Consider the following 16,849-nt stretch of genomic DNA (forward strand, 5'->3'; position numbering starts at 1 on the left):
AACCCACGACCGACCCCCTGGACACCCCGTGACCGAGTCATCTGCCGCCAGTCCGCCCTCCGACCTGAACGCCCGCTACGGCCGGTCCGGACGGTCCCGCCGGCCGCTGCTGATCGGTGTGGCGGGCGTGATCGCGCTGGCCGGACTGGCCTGGTTGATCTGGGTGGCGTGGGTGCAGTCGAATCCGCCGGTGACGTCGCAACTGCAGGGATTCGAGATCGTCTCGCCGACCAGCGTGAAGGCCAGCGTCAAGGTCGACCGCAGCAAGTCGGTCGCGGCGAACTGCCGGCTGCAGGCGAAAGCGGCCGACTTCTCCATCGTCGGCGAGGTGACGCTGACGGTCCCCGCGGACGCACCCCGTCACCAGGTGCTCCCGGTGACGCTGACAACGCAACGCTCGGCGACATCGGTCGTCCTCGTCGGCTGCACCACCGCGGACCAGCACCGCCCGCGCTAGTCGGGCCCGTCGTACTTCTTGAGCGCCGCGACGAGCGCCGCCTCGCCGATCTTCAGGTGCTTGCGCAGCACCTGCTCCCGGGCCGCGGGGGCGTCGGGTCCGCGGGCCAGGTCGGCGTACAGGGCGTTCACCTTGGCCTGCCCGTACTTGCTCACCAGGTACTCGACGATGATCCAGGCGACGCCGTAGCTGTCCTCGTCGTAGTCGCCGTGGAACACACCGTCGATCGGGAGCACCACCAGCGCCGGAATCTTCTCGCTCAGCAACTCCTGGCGCTGGTCGTCGATCTCGTCCTGGTACTCACCCCGCGCCGCGAGCTCGTTCTCGACGTACATCGCGAAGCCTTCTACCAGCCAGATCGGCGCCCGGTCCCCCAGCGGCTCCATCGCCGCATGCGTGAACTCGTGCGCGAGCAGCAACCGGTCGGCCTTGGTGCGCTGGTCCGGGTTGATGACCACGCGGCTGCCGGTGACCTTGAACTCGCTCGCCTCCGGGTTCGCCGGGGCGAAGTTCGGCACGGCCACGGCGGCGGCCGGATGCCCGCCGGTTCGCCATTCGTCGGACATCGAGCGGCTGTCGGCCATCGCGACGACCAGAATGCCGGCCTGGGCGCGCCGGGTGATCGAGTGCACGATCGGGATCGCCGGCTGTGCCTCCCGGGCGAGACGTTCGGCGTTGGGACGTTCGCCGGCCGGTACGACGACGAGTACGCCGGGGCGGCGCGCCACCTCGATCGCGCCGAGGTCCCAGGGTTCGCGGTACGCGCTGAGGTTCGTCTCGGCCGCGAGATCGTCGTCGTCGACCAGCAGCCAACGGCCGTCGCGCTCGGCGAAGGTGTAGCCGAGCGAGGTGGCCCGCGGAGCCGAGTCGATGCCGGCGATCTGCAACTGCATGAGGACACGCAGGGCCCGCGCGCTCGGGCCGTGCTGCGCCTGCACTTCCGGGGCCCAGTTGGTGTCGACCTGATAGCTCAGCCGGGAGAGGCCGAGCTTGCGCAGGTTCGCGAACACCTGCTGGTCGCGTTGCCGGAGCTGCTGATTCTCCGGGTCGACGTACTGGAGGTACTGCGGCAGCCGACCGGCCAGCAGGGCCGACGCTCGAGCCTTCAGCACGGCTTCGGCGCCGGCCAGCAGCTGCTCCTCGGAGGGCGGTTCGGTCGTGGTCGGCACGGCCGCCGGTACCTCGGCGCCACTTTCCCCGCGCCCCACGACGAACCAGGTCACCGCGGCTGCCAGGACCGCGAGCACGGCCACCCCCGCGATCCACAGCCTGCGCGGCCAGGGCCGCTCGGCACTCGTTGTCACATGAACCACTTTCCCCGCCCCGGGCCGCTGTCCTGGGGAGCGTAGGAAAGCGCAGGTCAGGCGTCAATCGATTGCTTGGCGGCAACCGATTGCCAGGAAACTTTCCACGATCGGCGAAATGTCGACGAGCAAGCGTTTTCCAAGCGTTTGCGACCATCTGGAGACCCTGCGTGATCTGCGGTCTCTTGCTACGCTCATTGGATTGGTCGCCGTCGACGACGGCGGCCAAGAGTATTTTCCTGCCCATCCCATCCGACACAAGGAGCAGCCCGTGACGCAGAAGATCGACGAGGACAGCGTTGTCTGGCTGACGCAGGACGGTTACGACCAGCTGAAGTCCGAGCTCGAGCACCTGAAGGGCCCTGCCCGTGCCGAGATCACGCAGCGGATCAGCGAGGCCAGGGACGAGGGCGACCTCAAGGAGAACGGCGGCTACCACGCCGCCAAGGACGAGCAGGGCAAGATCGAGGCGCGGATCCGGCAGCTGGAGGACATGCTCCGCCGGGCCCGGGTCGGCGAGACCCCGAAGGCCGGCGGCAAGATCGAGCCGGGCATGAAGGTGTCGATCAAGTTCGCCGGCGACGACGACGTCGAGACGTTCCTGCTCGGCTCCCGTGAGCTGCTCGCCCTGGACGCGTCGGTGGACATCGACGTCTACTCGCCGCAGTCTCCGCTCGGCGCGGCGATCCTCGGCAAGAAGAAGGGCGACAAGGCCTCCTACGAGGCCCCGAACGGCAAGGACGTGACCGTCGAGATCGTCGCCGCGGAACCCTTCACCGGCTGACCCACCAAGCTTCCGAAGCGCCCCGGTGGGATCCCCCACCGGGGCGCTTCGGCTTGGCGGGCCGGTTCAGCGCCCGGTCGCGCTGCGGTACTTGCGGACCGCGAGCGGCGCGAAGACGGCGATGATCGCCGTGCACCAGATCAGCGACAGCCAGACCGGGTGCTGGGCCGGGAAGCTGTCCGGGCTGGCGAACGGCGACGGGTTGCCGAACAGGTGCCGGCAGGCCGCGACGATCGACGAGATCGGGTTCCACTCGGCGATCGGCTGCAGGGCGCTCGGCAGCTGCGGCGTCGGCACGAACGCGTTCGACAGGAAGGTCAGCGGGAACAGCCAGATCAGTCCCGCCGACGACGCCACCTCGGGTCCGCCGACGGACAGCCCGATCAGCGCGCCCACCCACAGCATCGCGAACGCGAACAGCAGCAGGATCCCGAACGCCGCCAGGGCCTGCCCGAACCCGTTGTGCCAGCGCCAGCCGACGAGCAGGCCGCAGAGCACCATGATCACCATCACGAACGAGTTGAACACCAGGTCGCCGGCCACCCGTCCGGCGATCACCCCGGACCTCGCCATCGGCAACGACCGGAACCGGTCGATGAGGCCCTTCGACATGTCGTCGGCCAGCCCGACACTCGCCGAGGCGACCGCGAACGCCATCGTCTGCGCGAAGATCCCGGCCATCAGGAACTCCCGGTACGCCTGCGGTCCGGGGAAGCCCGGGATCGGAATCGCGTTGCCGAACACGTAGGCGAACAGCAGCACGAACATGATCGGCTGGATGGTCGCGTAGATCAGCATGTCCGGCGTCCGCGGGATCCGCTTCAGGCTCCGCCAGGCGAGGATCCCGGCATCCGACAACGCCCGGCCGATCGGGTTCACCCGGGCCGGCAGCTCCGCACTCACACTGTCTCCTTCTGCTCGGCCTCGTGCCCGGTCAGGCTGAGGAACACGTCGTCCAGCGTCGGGCGCCGCAGCCCGATGTCGGCGATCCGGATCCCGGCCGCGTCGAGCGTCCGGATCACCTCGACCAGCGCGCTCGAGCCGCCCGGGGCCGGCACCGTGATCCGGCGGGTGTGCTCCTCGAGCGTGGTCGACTCCGGATCCGCGATCCCGAGCGCGCGGGTCAGCAGCTCCAGCGCCCGCACGGCGTCGCCCGGATCGTGCACGACGACCTCGATCCGCTCGCCGCCGACCTTCGCCTTGAGCTCGTCCGCCGTACCGCGGGCGATCACCGAGCCGTGGTCGACGACCGCGATGCTGTCGGCCAGCTCGTCGGCCTCTTCCAGGTACTGCGTGGTGAGCAGGATCGTCACGCCCTCGCGGACCCGGTCGCGGATGATCTGCCACAGGTCGAGGCGCGAGCGCGGGTCCAGGCCCGTGGTCGGCTCGTCGAGGAACAGCACCTTCGGGTGCGCGATCAGCGACCCGGCCAGGTCGAGCCGGCGCCGCATGCCGCCCGAGTACGTCTTCAGGATCCGGTCCGCGGCGTCGGTCAGGTCGAACGTCGCCAGCAGCTCCTCGGCCCGCTCCTTCGCCTGCCGGCTGGTCAGCCGGTACAGCCGGCCGAACATCCACAGGTTCTCCCGGCCGGTGAGCAGCTCGTCGACCGCGGCATACTGCCCCGACAGCCCCACCAGCGACCGGACGGTGTCCGCCTCGGTCACCACGTCGTGGCCGAGCACGCGGGCGGAGCCGGCATCCGGCTTCATCAGCGTGGTGAGCACCCGGACCGTGGTGGTCTTGCCCGCCCCGTTCGGCCCGAGCAGGCCGAGCACTGTCCCTTCCGGCACGTCGAGGTCGATCCCGTCGAGTGCCTTGACCGTGGCCTGTCGGCCTTTGAACGTCTTCACGAGGCCGGTTGCCTCGATTGCAGCCATCCGCACGTCCCCCTTCTGGATGTGACGCAGGCCACCATCCTGCCGGAGAACACCGACAATTTCACTCCAAAATTATATTGAGTCCAGTCGACTCAACTTTGTTGATACTTGAGTCGACAGGGCTCAGGTTTGGCCCTACGGTCGCGGAATGGGCATCCTCCGCCATCCCGATTTCCGCCGGTTGTGGGCCGCCGACCTGCTCAGTCAGCTCGGATCCCGCCTGAGCATGGGCGCGATCCCGCTGCTCGCCGTCCTCACCCTGGACGCGTCGACGCTCCAGGTCTCACTGCTCCGGACGTGCGAGACGGCCGCCTGGCTCGTCCTCGGCCTGTTCGCGGGCGCCTGGGCGGACCGGATCCGCTGCCGACCGGTCCTGGTCTACGCCGACCTGCTCCGCGCACTCCTGTTCGCGTCGATCCCGATCGCCTGGTGGTTCGACGTACTCACGCTCACACAGGTGTACGTCGTGCTGGTGCCGGCCGGGATCCTGACGGTGCTGTTCGACGTCGCGCACAACTCGTACCTGCCGCGGCTGCTCGAGCGGGACCGCCTGCTGCCGGGCAACGCCAAGCTGGCCGCGAACCACTCGATCGCGGCCGTCATCGGCGCCGGTGCGAGCGGCCTGCTCGTCCAATGGCTCGGGGCGGCGCTGACCATCGGCCTGGACGCCCTGACCTTCCTCTGGTCAGCGCTCTGGCTGCGAAGCATCCGGACGCCGGAGGCCGAGCCCGTGAAACCCGAACGGCCGAACCTGCGCCGCGAGATCGGCGACGGCATGCGGTACGTCTTCCGGCATCCGCTGCTGCGACCGCTCGCGCTGAACACGATGGTGACCATGCTCTTCCAGGCCGCCGCGGGCGCGATCGTGGTCGTCTACCTGGTCCGCGGCGTCCATCTGCAGCCGGCGACCATCGGCGTCCTCAGCATGATCGGCCTGCTCGGCGCGATCGTCGCCTCGGCCGTCACCGAGAAGCTCAGCACCCGGTACGGCGATGCACGCACGCTGCTGTTGTCGTCGACGGGCATCGGTGTCGCGTTCACCCTGCAGGCCCTCACCGCGCCCGGCTGGATGGTGAGCTGGTTCGTGGTGGCCACGCTGCTGGCCGGCTTCTGCATCATCGTCAGCTACATCCTGCAGGTCAGCACACAGCAGCGCCTCTGCCCGCCGGACTTGCAAGGCCGGGTCAGCGCCACCATGAGCTTCGTCAGCTGGGGCGCCGCACCGCTGGGCAGTCTCCTCGGCGGCGCCCTCGGCACGGCGTTCGGCCTGCACACCACGCTGTGGATAGCAGGCCTCGGCACCCTGGCCGGCAACGCCTTCCTCTACTTCTCCCCACTCCGCACCTTGCGGACTGTTCCTCCCGAGCTGGCGGGGATCCCAGGGCCATCACAATCGCCGGACCAAGGCGTGCGCCCGCGTGGCGGTGCGGCGGACGGGTGATTGTGATGGCCTGGCGATCCGGGCGCCGTCAGTCCGAGGCGATCTGGGCGGTGCCGACCAGGACCTCGACGTCGAGGGCGGCGCGCCCGCGGCCGATCTCCACGTCCTTGGACTGGCCGGAGACGGCGCCGGTCCAGGTGACGCGGCCGAGTTGGGCCTCGGTGTGGACGTGCACGTCGGAGCCCCGGCGGAGCGCGACCTGCGCCGTACCGGACTCGACGCGGACGCGGGAGCGGCCCTTGGTGATCTGGGCGTCCAGGTTCGCGGAGCCGGCCTGGACGAGGACATCGATCGGGCCGTCGACGTCGGAGACCTTCGCCGTACCGGCGGTGACGCGGACGCGGCTCAGGCCGGGCAGGCGCTCGGCGTTGACGCTGCCGCCGGTGACCTCGACCTCGACCTGGAGCTGCGGGTTCACGCGGATCGACAGCTCCCTGGCGAGGCCGTTGACGTGCGCCTTCAGGTCGGTCGGGTTGCGCAGCATGCTGAAGCCGTCGATCGAGACGCCCATGTCGCCCTCGCTGCTGATCGCGAGGGTGTCGCCGTCGCGCTTGATCACGTGCGGCCCGTCGACGGCGACGCCGTTCACGGCCGGCTCGCCGATCAGCCGCACCCGCCGCCCGATCGCCCGCACGGTCACCCGCTGCACGCCCGACGGAATCGGCACGTTGCTGTGCTCCTCCTCGACCGGCTCGGCCTCCTCCACAGCCGGCTCGACGACCGCCTCGGCTGCAGGCTCGGGAGCACGTTCGGCGGCGGGTGAGTCGACGGCGTCCGCCCAGACCTCCGGGGACGCGAGGTCCTCGGCGGCCGGCCAGTCGGTCGAGTTCCGGCGCGGGGCGTCCTGGGTCCCCTCCTCGGCAACCGGCTCCTTGGCGCCCGGCCCATCAGCGGTCGAGGTGTCACCGGCGTCGGCGGCCGGTTTGATGGCGGCGATCAGGGTGGTGGCCTCCTCGGTGGACAGGTGGCCTTTCGCGACGCGGTCGAGGATGGCCTTGACCTTCTCGTCGTAGCTCTGGTTGCTCATGTCCCCAGTCCAGCACCCCACCGGGCCGAAACCAATCGGGGATCGCCCCGAAAAGCAGTAGTGCGGACCCCCGGAAGGATCCGCACTACTTCATCTATAACCGCACAGCCTGGGAGGGCTGGTTGTTGTCAGGCGGCCGGGGTCATCTCTTCCGACGCCAGTTCGTCCTGTACGGCGGCCAGTTCCGCGGCCTCCCGTTCCTCGACGGCCCGGCGGGCGCGCAGGCCGCGCAGACCGGTCAGCGCGATGACCAGGCCGAGCGCAGCGATCCCCGTGACGACGCCGAGGCCGGACTTGTACGCGGACAGGATCCCGGTCGGTGCCGTGACGCCGACGGTCTGGCTGCTGATCACCGCGGTCACGATCGCGAGGACCACCGCGCCGCCCACCTGGTTGGAGGTGTTGAACAGCCCGGAGGCCAGCCCTTGCTCGTGGTCCGGGACCCCGGACACGGCCTGGATGTTCAGCGACGGGAACCCGATCGCGAACCCGAGACCGAGCAGCATGATGGTCGGGAACACCTCGGAGAAGTACGCGGACTCCGGACCGATGCGCAGCGAGAGCGCGTACCCGGCGACGAACAGCGCCATCGCGACGATGATCATCTTCTCGGTACCGACCCGGTCGACGATCTTGCCGACGTTCGGGGACAGCGTGGCGACCAGCAGGCCGGCCGGGAGGAAGCCGAGCGCGGTCTCGAACGACGACCAGCCCAGCAGGTTCTGCAGGTACAGGGTGCCGATCAGCTGGAAGGCGACGTACGAACCGAAGACGGTCAGGATGGCCAGGTTCGCCCGCCGCAGCGAGGCGTTGCGCAGGATGCCGAGCCGGACCAGCGGGTGCTTGGTGCGCTGCTCGATCGCGACGAAGCCGGCCAGCAGCACGGCCGCGAGCGCGAACAGCCCGATGGTCTGGAACGAGACCCAGCCGGCGTGCTCGGCGCCGACGACCGCGTAGACCAGGGACAGCATGCCCGCGGTGACGGTGACCGCCCCCGGTACGTCGTACCCGCCGGCGGCGTCGTCGCGCGGGCTGTTCGGGATCAGCTTGATGCCGAACAGCAGCACGATCAGGGCGACCGGGCCGGGCATCAGGAAGGTCCAGCGCCAGCCGACCTCGGTCAGCGCACCGCCGAGGATCAGGCCCATCGAGAAGCCGCTGGCGGCGCAGGTGGTGAAGATGCTGAGGGCGCGGTTGCGATCCGGGCCCTCGTGGAAGGTCGTGGTGATGATCGAGAGCGCGGCCGGGGCGGTGAACGCCGCCGCGACGCCCTTCACGAACCGCGCCGCGATGAGCAGTTCGGGGTTGCTCGCCAGTGAGCTCAGCATCGAGACGACGGCGAAGACGGCCAGCGCGATCAGGAAGACGCGGCGCCGGCCGAGCAGGTCGGCGGTCCGGCCGCCGAGCAGCAGCAGGCCGCCGTACCCGAGCACGTAGCCGGTCACGACCCATTGCAGAGAGGCCAGGGAGACGCCCAGGTCGGCGCCGATGGACGGCAGGGACATGCCGACCATGGACACGTCCAGGCCGTCGAGGAAGATCACGCCGCAGACCACCAGAAGTGCGCCCCAGAGGCGCGCGTCCCAGGTCATGCGGGCCGGTGATGTGGTGTGCGTTGTTTCGGTCACGAGGAGAGACTATTGCATGCGTGTGCATCTAATGTCTAGGCATTAAATGCGTTTGCATAGATTGCGCGTGCATGCTATGGTCGGCTCCATGACCGCTACGAAGGTCAGTGGTGGGACTGGTGAAACCACCGCCGATGTGCGCGAATGGCGCGAGCTGCTGGCTCGCCATGCGGACCTGACCTGCGCCCTCGACCGCGCGCTGCAGGCCGGCCACGCCCTCGGCATGAGTGAGTACGAGGTGCTCGAGCGGCTCGCCGAGCTGCCGGAGCACTCCGCGAAGGTGGCGACGATCGCCAAGTCCGTGCACCTCAGCCAGAGCGCGCTGTCGCGCGTGATCGGGCGCCTGGAGGTGGCCGGGCTGGTCGAGCGGCACATGTGCCCCGAGGACCGCCGCGCCGTCAACGTCCGGCTGACCGACGAAGGCCTGCGGCGCCAGACCGAGGCCCAGCCGACCCAGCGCCGAGTGCTCGCCCAGCGGCTGCACGCGCCGCTGGTGAAGACGTGCGAGCCCGTGCCCGCAGCAGACCTCAGCTAAGGGCGGCGTCGGCGCAGCGATCACGGCAGCACGTAACGAAAAGCAGTTGCGTGCGGTACATACGCTTCAGCACGTGGAAGCCACTGCTGTCGTCGCGCGTCCGTCCGACCAAGCCGTCCTGATGCTCCCGTCGGGGCTCCCCCGGGTCGCGCGGCCGGACGACTTCTGGTTCCCGGACGTCGAGTCGGTTCTGGAGGCGTTGCGGGACGAGCACGGCGTCGAGGCCGTCGTACTCACGTGTCTGTCCGACGACCCGCTCACATACCTGATGCTGTTGTCCGGCGAGCCGCCGGCCGGCGCCCGCTGGGTGCACGACCATCCCGTCACCGCATCGGACCTGCCCGACTGGTCACGACCGGAGTGGTTCGGCGAAGCGCCGCGGTGGATCGCCGAGGGGGTGAAGGCGACAGGCCCGTGGGCGCAGGTGAAGTCGTGGGGCCTCTCGAACGTGTTGCGCATCCCGACCGCGGGCGGCGACGTGTACTTCAAGGCGCTCTCGCAGGCGTCGACCGAGCCGGACGTCTTGCCGTTCCTCTTCGCGAACGAGCCCCAGTTCCTGCAGCGCGCGTCCACCGACCGCCCCGGTGAGGTCCCGGCGCCGATCGCGATCGACGAGCAGCGCGCCTGGATGTTGCTGCCCGACCTCGGGTCGCCGCTCGCCGGCGAGGACGACATCGCGGTGTGGATCGATGCCGTGCGCAACCATGCGCGGTTGCAGCGCAGTTACGCCACGGAGCCCGACCGGCTGCTGGAGTACAGCTGCGCCGACCGGCGGCTCGCCGTACTCGACGCGGAGCTGGACCACCTGCTCGCGCCGAACGCGCTGACCGAGGGCCTCGATCCGACCGAGCGGGCGAAACTGCCGGACCGCGCGAAACAGTTGCGTGCGGCAATCGCCGAGCTGGCGGCGATCGGCGTACCGGAGACGCTGCTGCACGGCGACCTGCACCCGCGGAACCTGGCGGTGCGCGACGGTCAGGTGCTCGCGTTCGACTGGACCGACGCGGCGCTGGCGCATCCGTTCCTCGACCTGGTCACGTTCGTGGAGAAGTCGTCGCCGCTGTCGAGCGACCCGCGCGTGCGCGACGCGTACCTGGCCGAGTGGGAGGAGTACGCCGCGCCCGCCGACCTGCGCCGCGCGCTGACGCTGGCCGAGGAGCTCGGCACCCTCTACCAGACGATCACCTACCTGCACCTCGTCGACCACCTCGGCGGCCCGAGCAAGCAGTCGATGCTGCGCGGCGGCTCCGTCTGGCTCGAGAAGCTGCTAGCGGTGCAGGACGACTAGCTGGTTGCGGAGCCCGCGACGCACCGGCGGATCGAGGTAGCGGTCCCAGTCCGGGTGGCGCTCGCCGCGGAGCTTCGCGTAGTGCGCGAGGGCTTCGGACAGGGCGGACTCGCGCAGGTAGCCGCGGGCGAGCGGCTGCTTGCCGCGGCCGTTCGGGCGGGGCCGATACTCGTACGCCGCGTTGGCGGTGAAGATCCCGAGTCCGTAGAAGACCGTGAGCAGGTCGGTGAGCGACTCGTGGTCGGGCCGCCGGACAAGTGAGATCCGGCCGCTGCCGAGCAGCAGCTCGTGGCCGGCCTCGTGGGCGTAGGTGGCGATCAACGCGACCGGATCGGCCGCCAGCGCGGGTGCGAGCAGAATCTGGTTCTTCCCGTTGGTGCGGATCCAGCGCCCGGACTGCTCCTTCACCACCAAGCCGTTCACAGGGCGCCGTACGCCGTCCAGCTCGAAGCTCAGCCCGCATTGACCCGGGCGCAGGTCCATCCACGCGTCGATGCGGCCGCACAGCTCGGTGGCCGCGGCCACGCTGCCGTCGTACCCGTCGGGGATCAGGTCGGACGGCAGCGCGATCGGCCGGAGCAGTACGTCGCGACCGAACTCGGCCACCAGCCAGTCCATCGACGATCGGATCCAGCGCCGGCTGCCGCCCGGCAACCGTTCGCGCGGCGCCTTCAAGTGGGATCGCAGCTGCTGACTTCGCCGGATCATCCCGATCGGATTCCTCACCCGCCGGATCATGCCTGTACGACGCCGCAGCGAAACCTCTTGGTTCCGCTGCGTCACTGCCGCTTGCCATCAGGGCAGCGGCGCGCCCTCCTGGATCGACGCGATCTCGGCGTCCTTCACCAGCGTCGCGAGCCGCGCGAAGGTGCGGATCCGGACCGCCCGGTCGACTTCGGTGGGCATCGCCGGCAGCAGCGACTCCGGCCACAACAGGTGCCGCCGGAAGGTGTACGCCGCCAGCGCGTCGCAGGCGCCGCGCTCGCCGAGGTAGCCGAGCGTCTGCAGCGCCGAACGCCGGCCGGGGACGCGCTCGACCGCCTGGTTGGCCAGGAAGATCCCGAATCCGTGGAACACCCCGAACAGGTCCGTCAGCGCCTCGGCGTCCGGGCGGCCGCGGTCGATCAGGTGATAGCCCCAGAGCACCTCGTGCCCGAGTTCGTGAGCGGTGGCCGCGACCACGGCGGCCGGGTCGGCCAGGGTGCTTGCCGACAGCATCACCGCGGTCCCCCGGTGCCCGCCGCTGCGCAGGTCCAGCCAGGCCGCGCGCGATCCGCTGCCGGCCGGCGTCGACCAGATCGCCTCGGCCCGCCGGCTGAGTTCGGCCCGGCGGACCGGGTCGGTCGCGGCGCGGATCGCCGTACAGCGTTTCACCTCGGCGTGCAGTTCGCGCTCCGCGAGTACGCCGATCTCGGCCGCGAACCCGGCGGCGGCCAGCGCGGCCACCTCGGCCGGTGTCATCGTTGCCTTGAGCCCCGACACCGCGATCAGGTCGCGGCCCTGCTCGGCGTGCAGCCGGTGCGCGGCCGCGCTGCGGGCCGCCGCACGGACCTGTTCCATCCGGAAGCTGAACCGGATCCGGTCGTCGGGGACCTCCATCCATGCGCAGACCTTCAGGCAGAGTTCGCGCGCCGCGTGCTCCGAACCGTCGTACCCGGCGGGCACGAACTCGCTGGGCAGAACCGGCGGCCGGCGAAGCGGCTCGACCCCGAACCGGCCGATCAGCCAGTCCAGCGAGTTCTCGATCCACTGCTCCGGCCCACCGGGCAGCAGGACCTTCGGTCCGTACAGCTGCTCGCGATGTCGTCGCCGGCGCCGCCACGCACCGATCAGATTCATACCGGAACTGACGCGGCCGCACGCGGCCCCGTTCCATCATCAGTGTTGCGGCTGGATCACCAGCCCAAGACGGTCGGCGGGCCGCCGATCAGCTCCTCCAGCCGGGCGACGAAGCGGGCTCGCGGCTCCAGATCGAGAGCCTGGTGCCAGTGCGGGAGGAGTGGTCCGTCGCGGACCAGCTGGTGCTGCCGGAAACGGTACACGGCGAGCGCTTCGGCGACGGCGTGTTCACCGAGGTAGCCGAAGGTCTCCACGGTCGGCGTGCCGAGCGTCTTCTCGTCGAGCGCCGCGTTCGCGTGCGCGATCCCGAACCCGTGCAGGACGGCGTACAGGTCGGTCAGCGGTTCGCGGAGGGGGCCGGCGGCGCCCGGTACGTCGGAGGACAGCAGGACCAGGTGGCCGAGCTCGTGCGACGCCGCCGCGATCAGCACGGTCGGGTCGGCGAGGAGGCCGGAGCCGAGCATCACCGCGGTGTGGCCGGGCAGCAGCTCGACGCCCGGCAGGCAGTAGGTCAGGTCGGTCCAGCGCCCTGCGGCGGACGCCTCGGCGGCGGCGGTCCCGGGGTCCGGGCGATCGGGGCGGCGCTCGAGCTCGGCGCGGCGGACGGGGTCGGGCTCGGCCGCGATCTCCCGGCAGCGGACCAGCTCGGTGAGGAAGTCGAGGAACGCGAACCGCTGGATCTCCGGCAGCAGGCCGTCGCCGTCCGTGCCGTCGTGAACGCCGCACTCGACGAGCAGTTCCTCGAGCCGGTCGCCGGTCTCGGTGCCTGGCATCCGCGCGTACTTCCGGACGGCGGCGACGTCCTCCGCGGCCGCACCGCGGAACGCCGGCAGGGACCGCGCGACGTACGCGTCGACGAGGGTTGCCGCCAGCAACTGTCCCGCCTCGACGACCTGCTCCAGCTGGAAACTGAACCGGATCCGCGCCGACGGGATGCCCATCCGCTCGCTCACCTGCAGGCACAGCTCACGAGCGGCTTCCGGCGACCCGTCGTACCCGTCCGGCACGAACTCCCCCGGCACGACGGCCGGCCGCCGCAACCCGTCCGTCCCGCAGTGCTCGACGAGCAGCCCCAACCCCTCCTCGACCCACCGCCGCGCCCCACCCGGCAACTCGACCTTCGGAGCGCGCACGAGATCGCGGAAGGACCCGATCATGGGGCCTCCCGGCCTGGACCGAGGAGCGCAGGGAGCGAAGCGACCGGAGCAACGAGGGAAGGCCGGGAGTCACAACCCCATGATCCGCCGCGCCGGAGGCGCGGCACCAATACCGTCATGCCTGCTCCGACGGTGGCCACTGGTGTGTCGGTTCCGCACTACTTGAGCAGGAGTTTGCCGAGGCGGCGGGAGGCTACGTACATGCCGAGGGCGCCCATGGCGGCCAGGTAGAGCGCGTGGACCAGGAGGAACCAGTCGACGTTGCCGGTGCTGAACGCGCGCTCCAGGACGACGCCCTGGTAGAGCGGGGTGATCTCGACCAGCCGGCGGATCGCCTCGGGGTAGGTCTCGACCGGGTAGAACGTGGCCGAGAACAGGAACATCGGCATGATCGCCAGCTGCACGAACTCGAAGTCCTGCCAGCTGCGCATGAACGTCGTCAGCGCCATCCCCGCACCGGCGAACGCGAACCCGATCAGCACCGCGGCGGGCAGCGCGAGCAGCGCCCACCACGACGAGATCAGGCCCATCAGCAGCATCACGACGATGAACATCGCGGAGTAGATCGCGCCGCGCAGCAGCGCCCAGGTGACCTCGCCGGTGGCCACGTCCCACGGCCGCAGCGGGGTGGCGAGCATCGAGTCGTAGAGCTTGGCGTACTTCATCCGGAAGAAGATGTTGTACGTCGAGTCGAAGATCGCGCCGTTCATCGCGGAACTGGCGAGCATCGCCGGCGCGACGAACGCGGCGTACGCGATCTTCGTGCCGTCGGACAACGTGAAGTCGCCGACCAGGTGCGCGACGCCGATACCGATCGAGAACAGGTAGAACACCGGCTCGAAGAAGCCGGACAGGAACACCACCCAGGACCGCCGGTAGAGCAGGAAGTTCCGCTCGACGATGTGCCGGCCGCCGCCGAGCCGCACCGGAACCGGCAGCACCCGCGCCGCGATCGTCGCCATCAGCCGACCAGCCTTCGGGTGAAGCCGCGGACGGCGAGCCAGGTGCCGACGACGAACCACGCCAGCAGGTACGTGACGTTGAGGAGCGCGAGCCAGGGGTCGACCGTGCCGAGACTGAGGCTGCGGCACAGGTCGACCGCATGCCACAGCGGGCTCACGTAGGCCAGCCACTCGATCCAGTCCGGCAGCTGCGAGACCGGGAAGAACGCCCCGGAGAACAGGAACGCCGGCACCACACCGAACCGGAACACCATCGCGAACCCGGAGTCGTTGTCCAGGATCGTCGCGTACGCCGCGATCGGGCTCGCGACCGCCATCCCGACGAGCAGCGCGACCGGCAGACCGAGCACCCCGAGCGGCGACTTCAGCCCGCCGAACAGCGTGATGATCACCAGGAACACCGCGCACGACGTGAACACCCGGAACGCGATGAAGCCCAGCTGTCCGTAGACCACGTCGGCCGGGCGCAGCGGCGTCGCGATCATCGAGTGGTAGAACTTCTGCCACTTCAGCCCGCTCATCACCGGGTACGTCGCCTCGCCGACCGCGATCTGCAGCGCGGTGGCGGCCAGCAGGCCCGGCGCGATGAACTGCAGGTAGCTGACGCCGCCGAGCGCACCGGTCCCGTTGCTGTCCACGAACGAGCCGAGCCCGATCCCCATCGCGGCCAGGTAGAGCATCGGCAGCAGGAAGCTGCTGATCATCGTGCCCTTCCAGGTCCGCTTGTAGACGGTCAGCCAGTAGTCGAACATCCGGCGCCCGTTCTCCACTGCGAGCGCCATGTCAGTCCACCAGCGTCCGGCCGGTCAGGCGGAGGAACACGTCCTCCAAGGTCGAGCGGCGGACCAGAACAGCGGCCGGCTGCAGACCGCGCTCGTGGACGGCCGCGACGGCGCGCTCACCGTCGTCGGTGTAGAGCAGCAGACGGTCGGGCAGCACCTCGATGCGCTGGGCCAGGTCCTCGACCTTGCCGGCCAGGGCGTCGTGGTCGGCGAGCATCACTTCCGGCCCGAACCGCAGCTCGGTCACCTCGCGCGTCGAGTAGTCGCGGATCAGGTCGGCCGGGGAGCCCTCGGCCGCGATCAGGCCGCCGTCCATCACCACCAGCCGGTCGCACAACTGCTCGGCCTCGTCCATGTAGTGGGTGGTGATGATCAGCGTGACGCCGGCTTGTTTGAGCCGGAACAGCTTGTCCCACAGCAGATGCCGGGCCTGCGGGTCGAGGCCGGTGGTCGGTTCGTCGAGCAGCAGCAGGTCGGGCTTGCTGACCAGCGAGCGCGCGATCGTCAGCCTGCGCTTCATCCCGCCGGACAGCTCGTCGACCTTGACCTTCGCCTTGTCGGTCAGCGCCACGAATTCGAGCAGCTCGTCGGCGCGGCTGCGGCACTCGGCCCGGCTGAGACCGAAGTACCGCCCGTAGATCGTCAGGTTCTCCCGGACCGAGAGCTCGGTGTCGAGGGTGTCGTCCTGCGGGCACACCCCGAGTCGCGCGCGGATCGCCGGGCCGTCGGCGGCCGGGTCCATGCCGAGGATCCGCAGGGTGCCGCCGCTGGTCGGCGAGACCGCGCCGATCATCCGCATCGTCGACGACTTGCCCGCGCCGTTCGGCCCGAGAAAGCCGAAGGCCTCGCCCCGCCACACGTCCAGGTCGATCCCCCGCACGGCCTCGAAGTCGCCGTACGACTTCCGCAGGCCGCGGACATGCACCAGTGACTCCCGCTCAGCACTCACCTGACCGACACTAGACGGACCGTCGGACAGTTTCCTCCTGGTTTCGCCGGTAACCGAGCCGCTTGACCGCATACGCCCGCACCCCCGCGGCGAGCCACTCCGGCAGGTCCCGGTCCACCAGCTCGATGATGGCGCGCTGGTCCGCGTTCGCCACCAGCAGATCCCCGAGCCCGTAGTACGTCGTGGGCGTAGCCGGCCAAACCTCCAGCACGCCGAGGTAATGCTGCTCGATCAGCTCCAGCCCCTCCGCCGAGTCCGGGAGAACACCGCGGTCCCTTGCGGCGGCCATGCGCAGCAACAGGCGACGCCCTTCGTCGCCCATGCGCTCGTAGTCCTCGCGCGTCCACCCCTCGGCGTCCCGCACCGCCTTCTCGAACCCCTCCGCCGCGCCTTCCCCGTACCGCTCGGCCAGGTCGTCCCGCAGCCGGGATCGAGCCTGCGACAGTCCGGCGAAGAACTCGTCGTCGGCCACCGAGGCGTCCCCGGACAAGGCGGCGACGGTCCTGTCGATCGCGCCGAGCATCGTGTCCAGCCGTTCGCGCTCGCGCAGCAGCTGCTCGCGGTGCCCCGCGAGCGCTGCCACCTCGTCGTCCTGCTCGTCGAGGATCCGCGCGATCCCCGGCAGCGGTACGCCGAGCTCACGGAGCAGCAGGATCCGTTGCAGGCGGAACAGTTCCGGCCGGCCGTAGTACCGGTAGCCGTTGGCGGCGACGCGGCCGGGTGCGAGCAGCCCGATGGCGTCGTAGTGCCGCAGCGTCCGCACGGACACACCGGCAAGCTTGGCCACCTCGCTGACCGTGCGCTCCACGACACCTCCGG

Annotated in this window: 17 protein-coding genes; 5 read left to right on the top strand and 12 right to left on the bottom strand. The window is 70.1% G+C overall.

What is annotated here, in order from left to right:
- Positions 1-28: 28 nt before the first annotated feature.
- On the top strand, positions 29-457 hold the full coding sequence (locus AB0L64_RS35685; RefSeq protein WP_363717406.1) for a DUF4307 domain-containing protein: 429 nt from the start codon (positions 29-31) through the stop codon (positions 455-457).
- Here the strand turns inward: AB0L64_RS35685 and AB0L64_RS35690 are convergent.
- Positions 454-1,761 carry a hypothetical protein gene (locus AB0L64_RS35690; protein WP_363717407.1) on the bottom strand — a complete coding sequence of 436 codons (1,308 nt, stop codon included), beginning with the start codon at positions 1,759-1,761 and terminating at the stop codon, positions 454-456. The genes AB0L64_RS35685 and AB0L64_RS35690 overlap by 4 nt on opposite strands.
- Positions 1,762-2,032: 271 nt before the next feature.
- Between AB0L64_RS35690 and greA the strand changes: the two genes are divergently transcribed.
- Positions 2,033-2,545: a transcription elongation factor GreA gene (greA, locus tag AB0L64_RS35695; RefSeq protein WP_355700436.1), complete on the top strand. Its 513-nt coding sequence runs from the start codon at positions 2,033-2,035 to the stop codon at positions 2,543-2,545.
- A gap of 66 nt (positions 2,546-2,611) precedes the next feature.
- On the opposite strand, the gene AB0L64_RS35700 is transcribed toward greA, so the two are convergent.
- Together AB0L64_RS35700 and AB0L64_RS35705 are read right to left on the bottom strand one after the other, a co-directional pair.
- Positions 2,612-3,448, bottom strand: a complete 837-nt coding sequence (locus AB0L64_RS35700; protein WP_363717408.1) for an ABC transporter permease — start codon at positions 3,446-3,448, stop codon at positions 2,612-2,614.
- Positions 3,445-4,422: an ATP-binding cassette domain-containing protein gene (locus AB0L64_RS35705; RefSeq protein ID WP_363717409.1), complete on the bottom strand. Its 978-nt coding sequence runs from the start codon at positions 4,420-4,422 to the stop codon at positions 3,445-3,447. Before AB0L64_RS35705 ends, AB0L64_RS35700 begins: the two co-directional genes overlap by 4 nt.
- Positions 4,423-4,570: 148 nt before the next feature.
- On the opposite strand from AB0L64_RS35705, the gene AB0L64_RS35710 reads away from it, so the two are divergent.
- Positions 4,571-5,863, top strand: a complete 1,293-nt coding sequence (locus AB0L64_RS35710; protein WP_363717410.1) for an MFS transporter — start codon at positions 4,571-4,573, stop codon at positions 5,861-5,863.
- Between the two features lie 28 nt (positions 5,864-5,891).
- On the opposite strand, the gene AB0L64_RS35715 is transcribed toward AB0L64_RS35710, so the two are convergent.
- Both AB0L64_RS35715 and AB0L64_RS35720 read right to left on the bottom strand, forming a co-directional pair.
- Positions 5,892-6,890, bottom strand: a complete 999-nt coding sequence (locus AB0L64_RS35715) for a hypothetical protein (RefSeq protein ID WP_363717411.1) — start codon at positions 6,888-6,890, stop codon at positions 5,892-5,894.
- Positions 6,891-7,018: 128 nt separating this feature from the next.
- On the bottom strand, positions 7,019-8,518 hold the full coding sequence (locus AB0L64_RS35720; protein WP_363717412.1) for an MFS transporter: 1,500 nt from the start codon (positions 8,516-8,518) through the stop codon (positions 7,019-7,021).
- 88 nt (positions 8,519-8,606) lie between these two features.
- Between AB0L64_RS35720 and AB0L64_RS35725 the strand changes: the two genes are divergently transcribed.
- Both AB0L64_RS35725 and AB0L64_RS35730 read left to right on the top strand, forming a co-directional pair.
- Entirely contained in the window at positions 8,607-9,053 is a 447-nt protein-coding gene (locus tag AB0L64_RS35725; protein ID WP_363717413.1) for a MarR family transcriptional regulator, read from the top strand.
- Between the two features lie 73 nt (positions 9,054-9,126).
- Entirely contained in the window at positions 9,127-10,341 is a 1,215-nt protein-coding gene (locus tag AB0L64_RS35730) for an aminoglycoside phosphotransferase family protein (RefSeq protein WP_363717414.1), read from the top strand.
- On the opposite strand, the gene AB0L64_RS35735 is transcribed toward AB0L64_RS35730, so the two are convergent.
- The 7 genes from AB0L64_RS35735 to AB0L64_RS35765 all read right to left on the bottom strand — a co-directional run bounded on the left by AB0L64_RS35735 (position 10,321) and on the right by AB0L64_RS35765 (position 16,838).
- Positions 10,321-11,067 carry a hypothetical protein gene (locus AB0L64_RS35735; protein ID WP_363717415.1) on the bottom strand — a complete coding sequence of 249 codons (747 nt, stop codon included), beginning with the start codon at positions 11,065-11,067 and terminating at the stop codon, positions 10,321-10,323. The two genes, AB0L64_RS35730 and AB0L64_RS35735, sit on opposite strands and share 21 nt — an antisense overlap.
- A gap of 69 nt (positions 11,068-11,136) precedes the next feature.
- Complete coding sequence (locus AB0L64_RS35740; RefSeq protein WP_363717416.1) at positions 11,137-12,180, bottom strand: hypothetical protein; 1,044 nt, start codon at positions 12,178-12,180, stop codon at positions 11,137-11,139.
- A 56-nt stretch (positions 12,181-12,236) separates the two neighbouring features.
- Positions 12,237-13,337: a hypothetical protein gene (locus AB0L64_RS35745; RefSeq protein ID WP_363717417.1), complete on the bottom strand. Its 1,101-nt coding sequence runs from the start codon at positions 13,335-13,337 to the stop codon at positions 12,237-12,239.
- A 158-nt stretch (positions 13,338-13,495) separates the two neighbouring features.
- Complete coding sequence (locus tag AB0L64_RS35750) at positions 13,496-14,299, bottom strand: ABC transporter permease (protein WP_363717418.1); 804 nt, start codon at positions 14,297-14,299, stop codon at positions 13,496-13,498.
- Entirely contained in the window at positions 14,299-15,081 is a 783-nt protein-coding gene (locus AB0L64_RS35755; RefSeq protein WP_355700422.1) for an ABC transporter permease, read from the bottom strand. The genes AB0L64_RS35750 and AB0L64_RS35755 overlap by 1 nt, the downstream gene beginning before the upstream one ends.
- Position 15,082: 1 nt before the next feature.
- On the bottom strand, positions 15,083-16,030 hold the full coding sequence (locus tag AB0L64_RS35760) for an ATP-binding cassette domain-containing protein (RefSeq protein WP_363717419.1): 948 nt from the start codon (positions 16,028-16,030) through the stop codon (positions 15,083-15,085).
- A 10-nt stretch (positions 16,031-16,040) separates the two neighbouring features.
- A complete protein-coding gene (locus tag AB0L64_RS35765) occupies positions 16,041-16,838 on the bottom strand; it encodes a MerR family transcriptional regulator (RefSeq protein ID WP_363717420.1) in 798 nt (265 codons plus the stop codon).
- Between the last annotated feature and the right edge of the window lie 11 nt (positions 16,839-16,849).

Origin of the sequence: Kribbella sp. NPDC051936 (assembly GCF_040680955.1) — a bacterium.
Lineage (GTDB): Bacteria > Actinomycetota > Actinomycetes > Propionibacteriales > Kribbellaceae > Kribbella.

What these genes read in the sequence shown, in the direction of transcription:
- AB0L64_RS35705 (WP_363717409.1), bottom strand. Translation starts at nt 4,422, where the DNA reads ATGGCTGCAATCGAGGCAACCGGCCTCGTGAAGACGTTCAAAGGCCGA.
- AB0L64_RS35750 (WP_363717418.1), bottom strand. Translation starts at nt 14,299, where the DNA reads ATGGCGACGATCGCGGCGCGGGTGCTGCCGGTTCCGGTGCGGCTCGGC.
- AB0L64_RS35755 (WP_355700422.1), bottom strand. Translation starts at nt 15,081, where the DNA reads ATGGCGCTCGCAGTGGAGAACGGGCGCCGGATGTTCGACTACTGGCTG.
- AB0L64_RS35745 (WP_363717417.1), bottom strand. Translation starts at nt 13,337, where the DNA reads ATGATCGGGTCCTTCCGCGATCTCGTGCGCGCTCCGAAGGTCGAGTTG.
- AB0L64_RS35725 (WP_363717413.1), top strand. Translation starts at nt 8,607, where the DNA reads ATGACCGCTACGAAGGTCAGTGGTGGGACTGGTGAAACCACCGCCGAT.
- AB0L64_RS35710 (WP_363717410.1), top strand. Translation starts at nt 4,571, where the DNA reads ATGGGCATCCTCCGCCATCCCGATTTCCGCCGGTTGTGGGCCGCCGAC.
- AB0L64_RS35740 (WP_363717416.1), bottom strand. Translation starts at nt 12,180, where the DNA reads ATGAATCTGATCGGTGCGTGGCGGCGCCGGCGACGACATCGCGAGCAG.
- AB0L64_RS35715 (WP_363717411.1), bottom strand. Translation starts at nt 6,890, where the DNA reads ATGAGCAACCAGAGCTACGACGAGAAGGTCAAGGCCATCCTCGACCGC.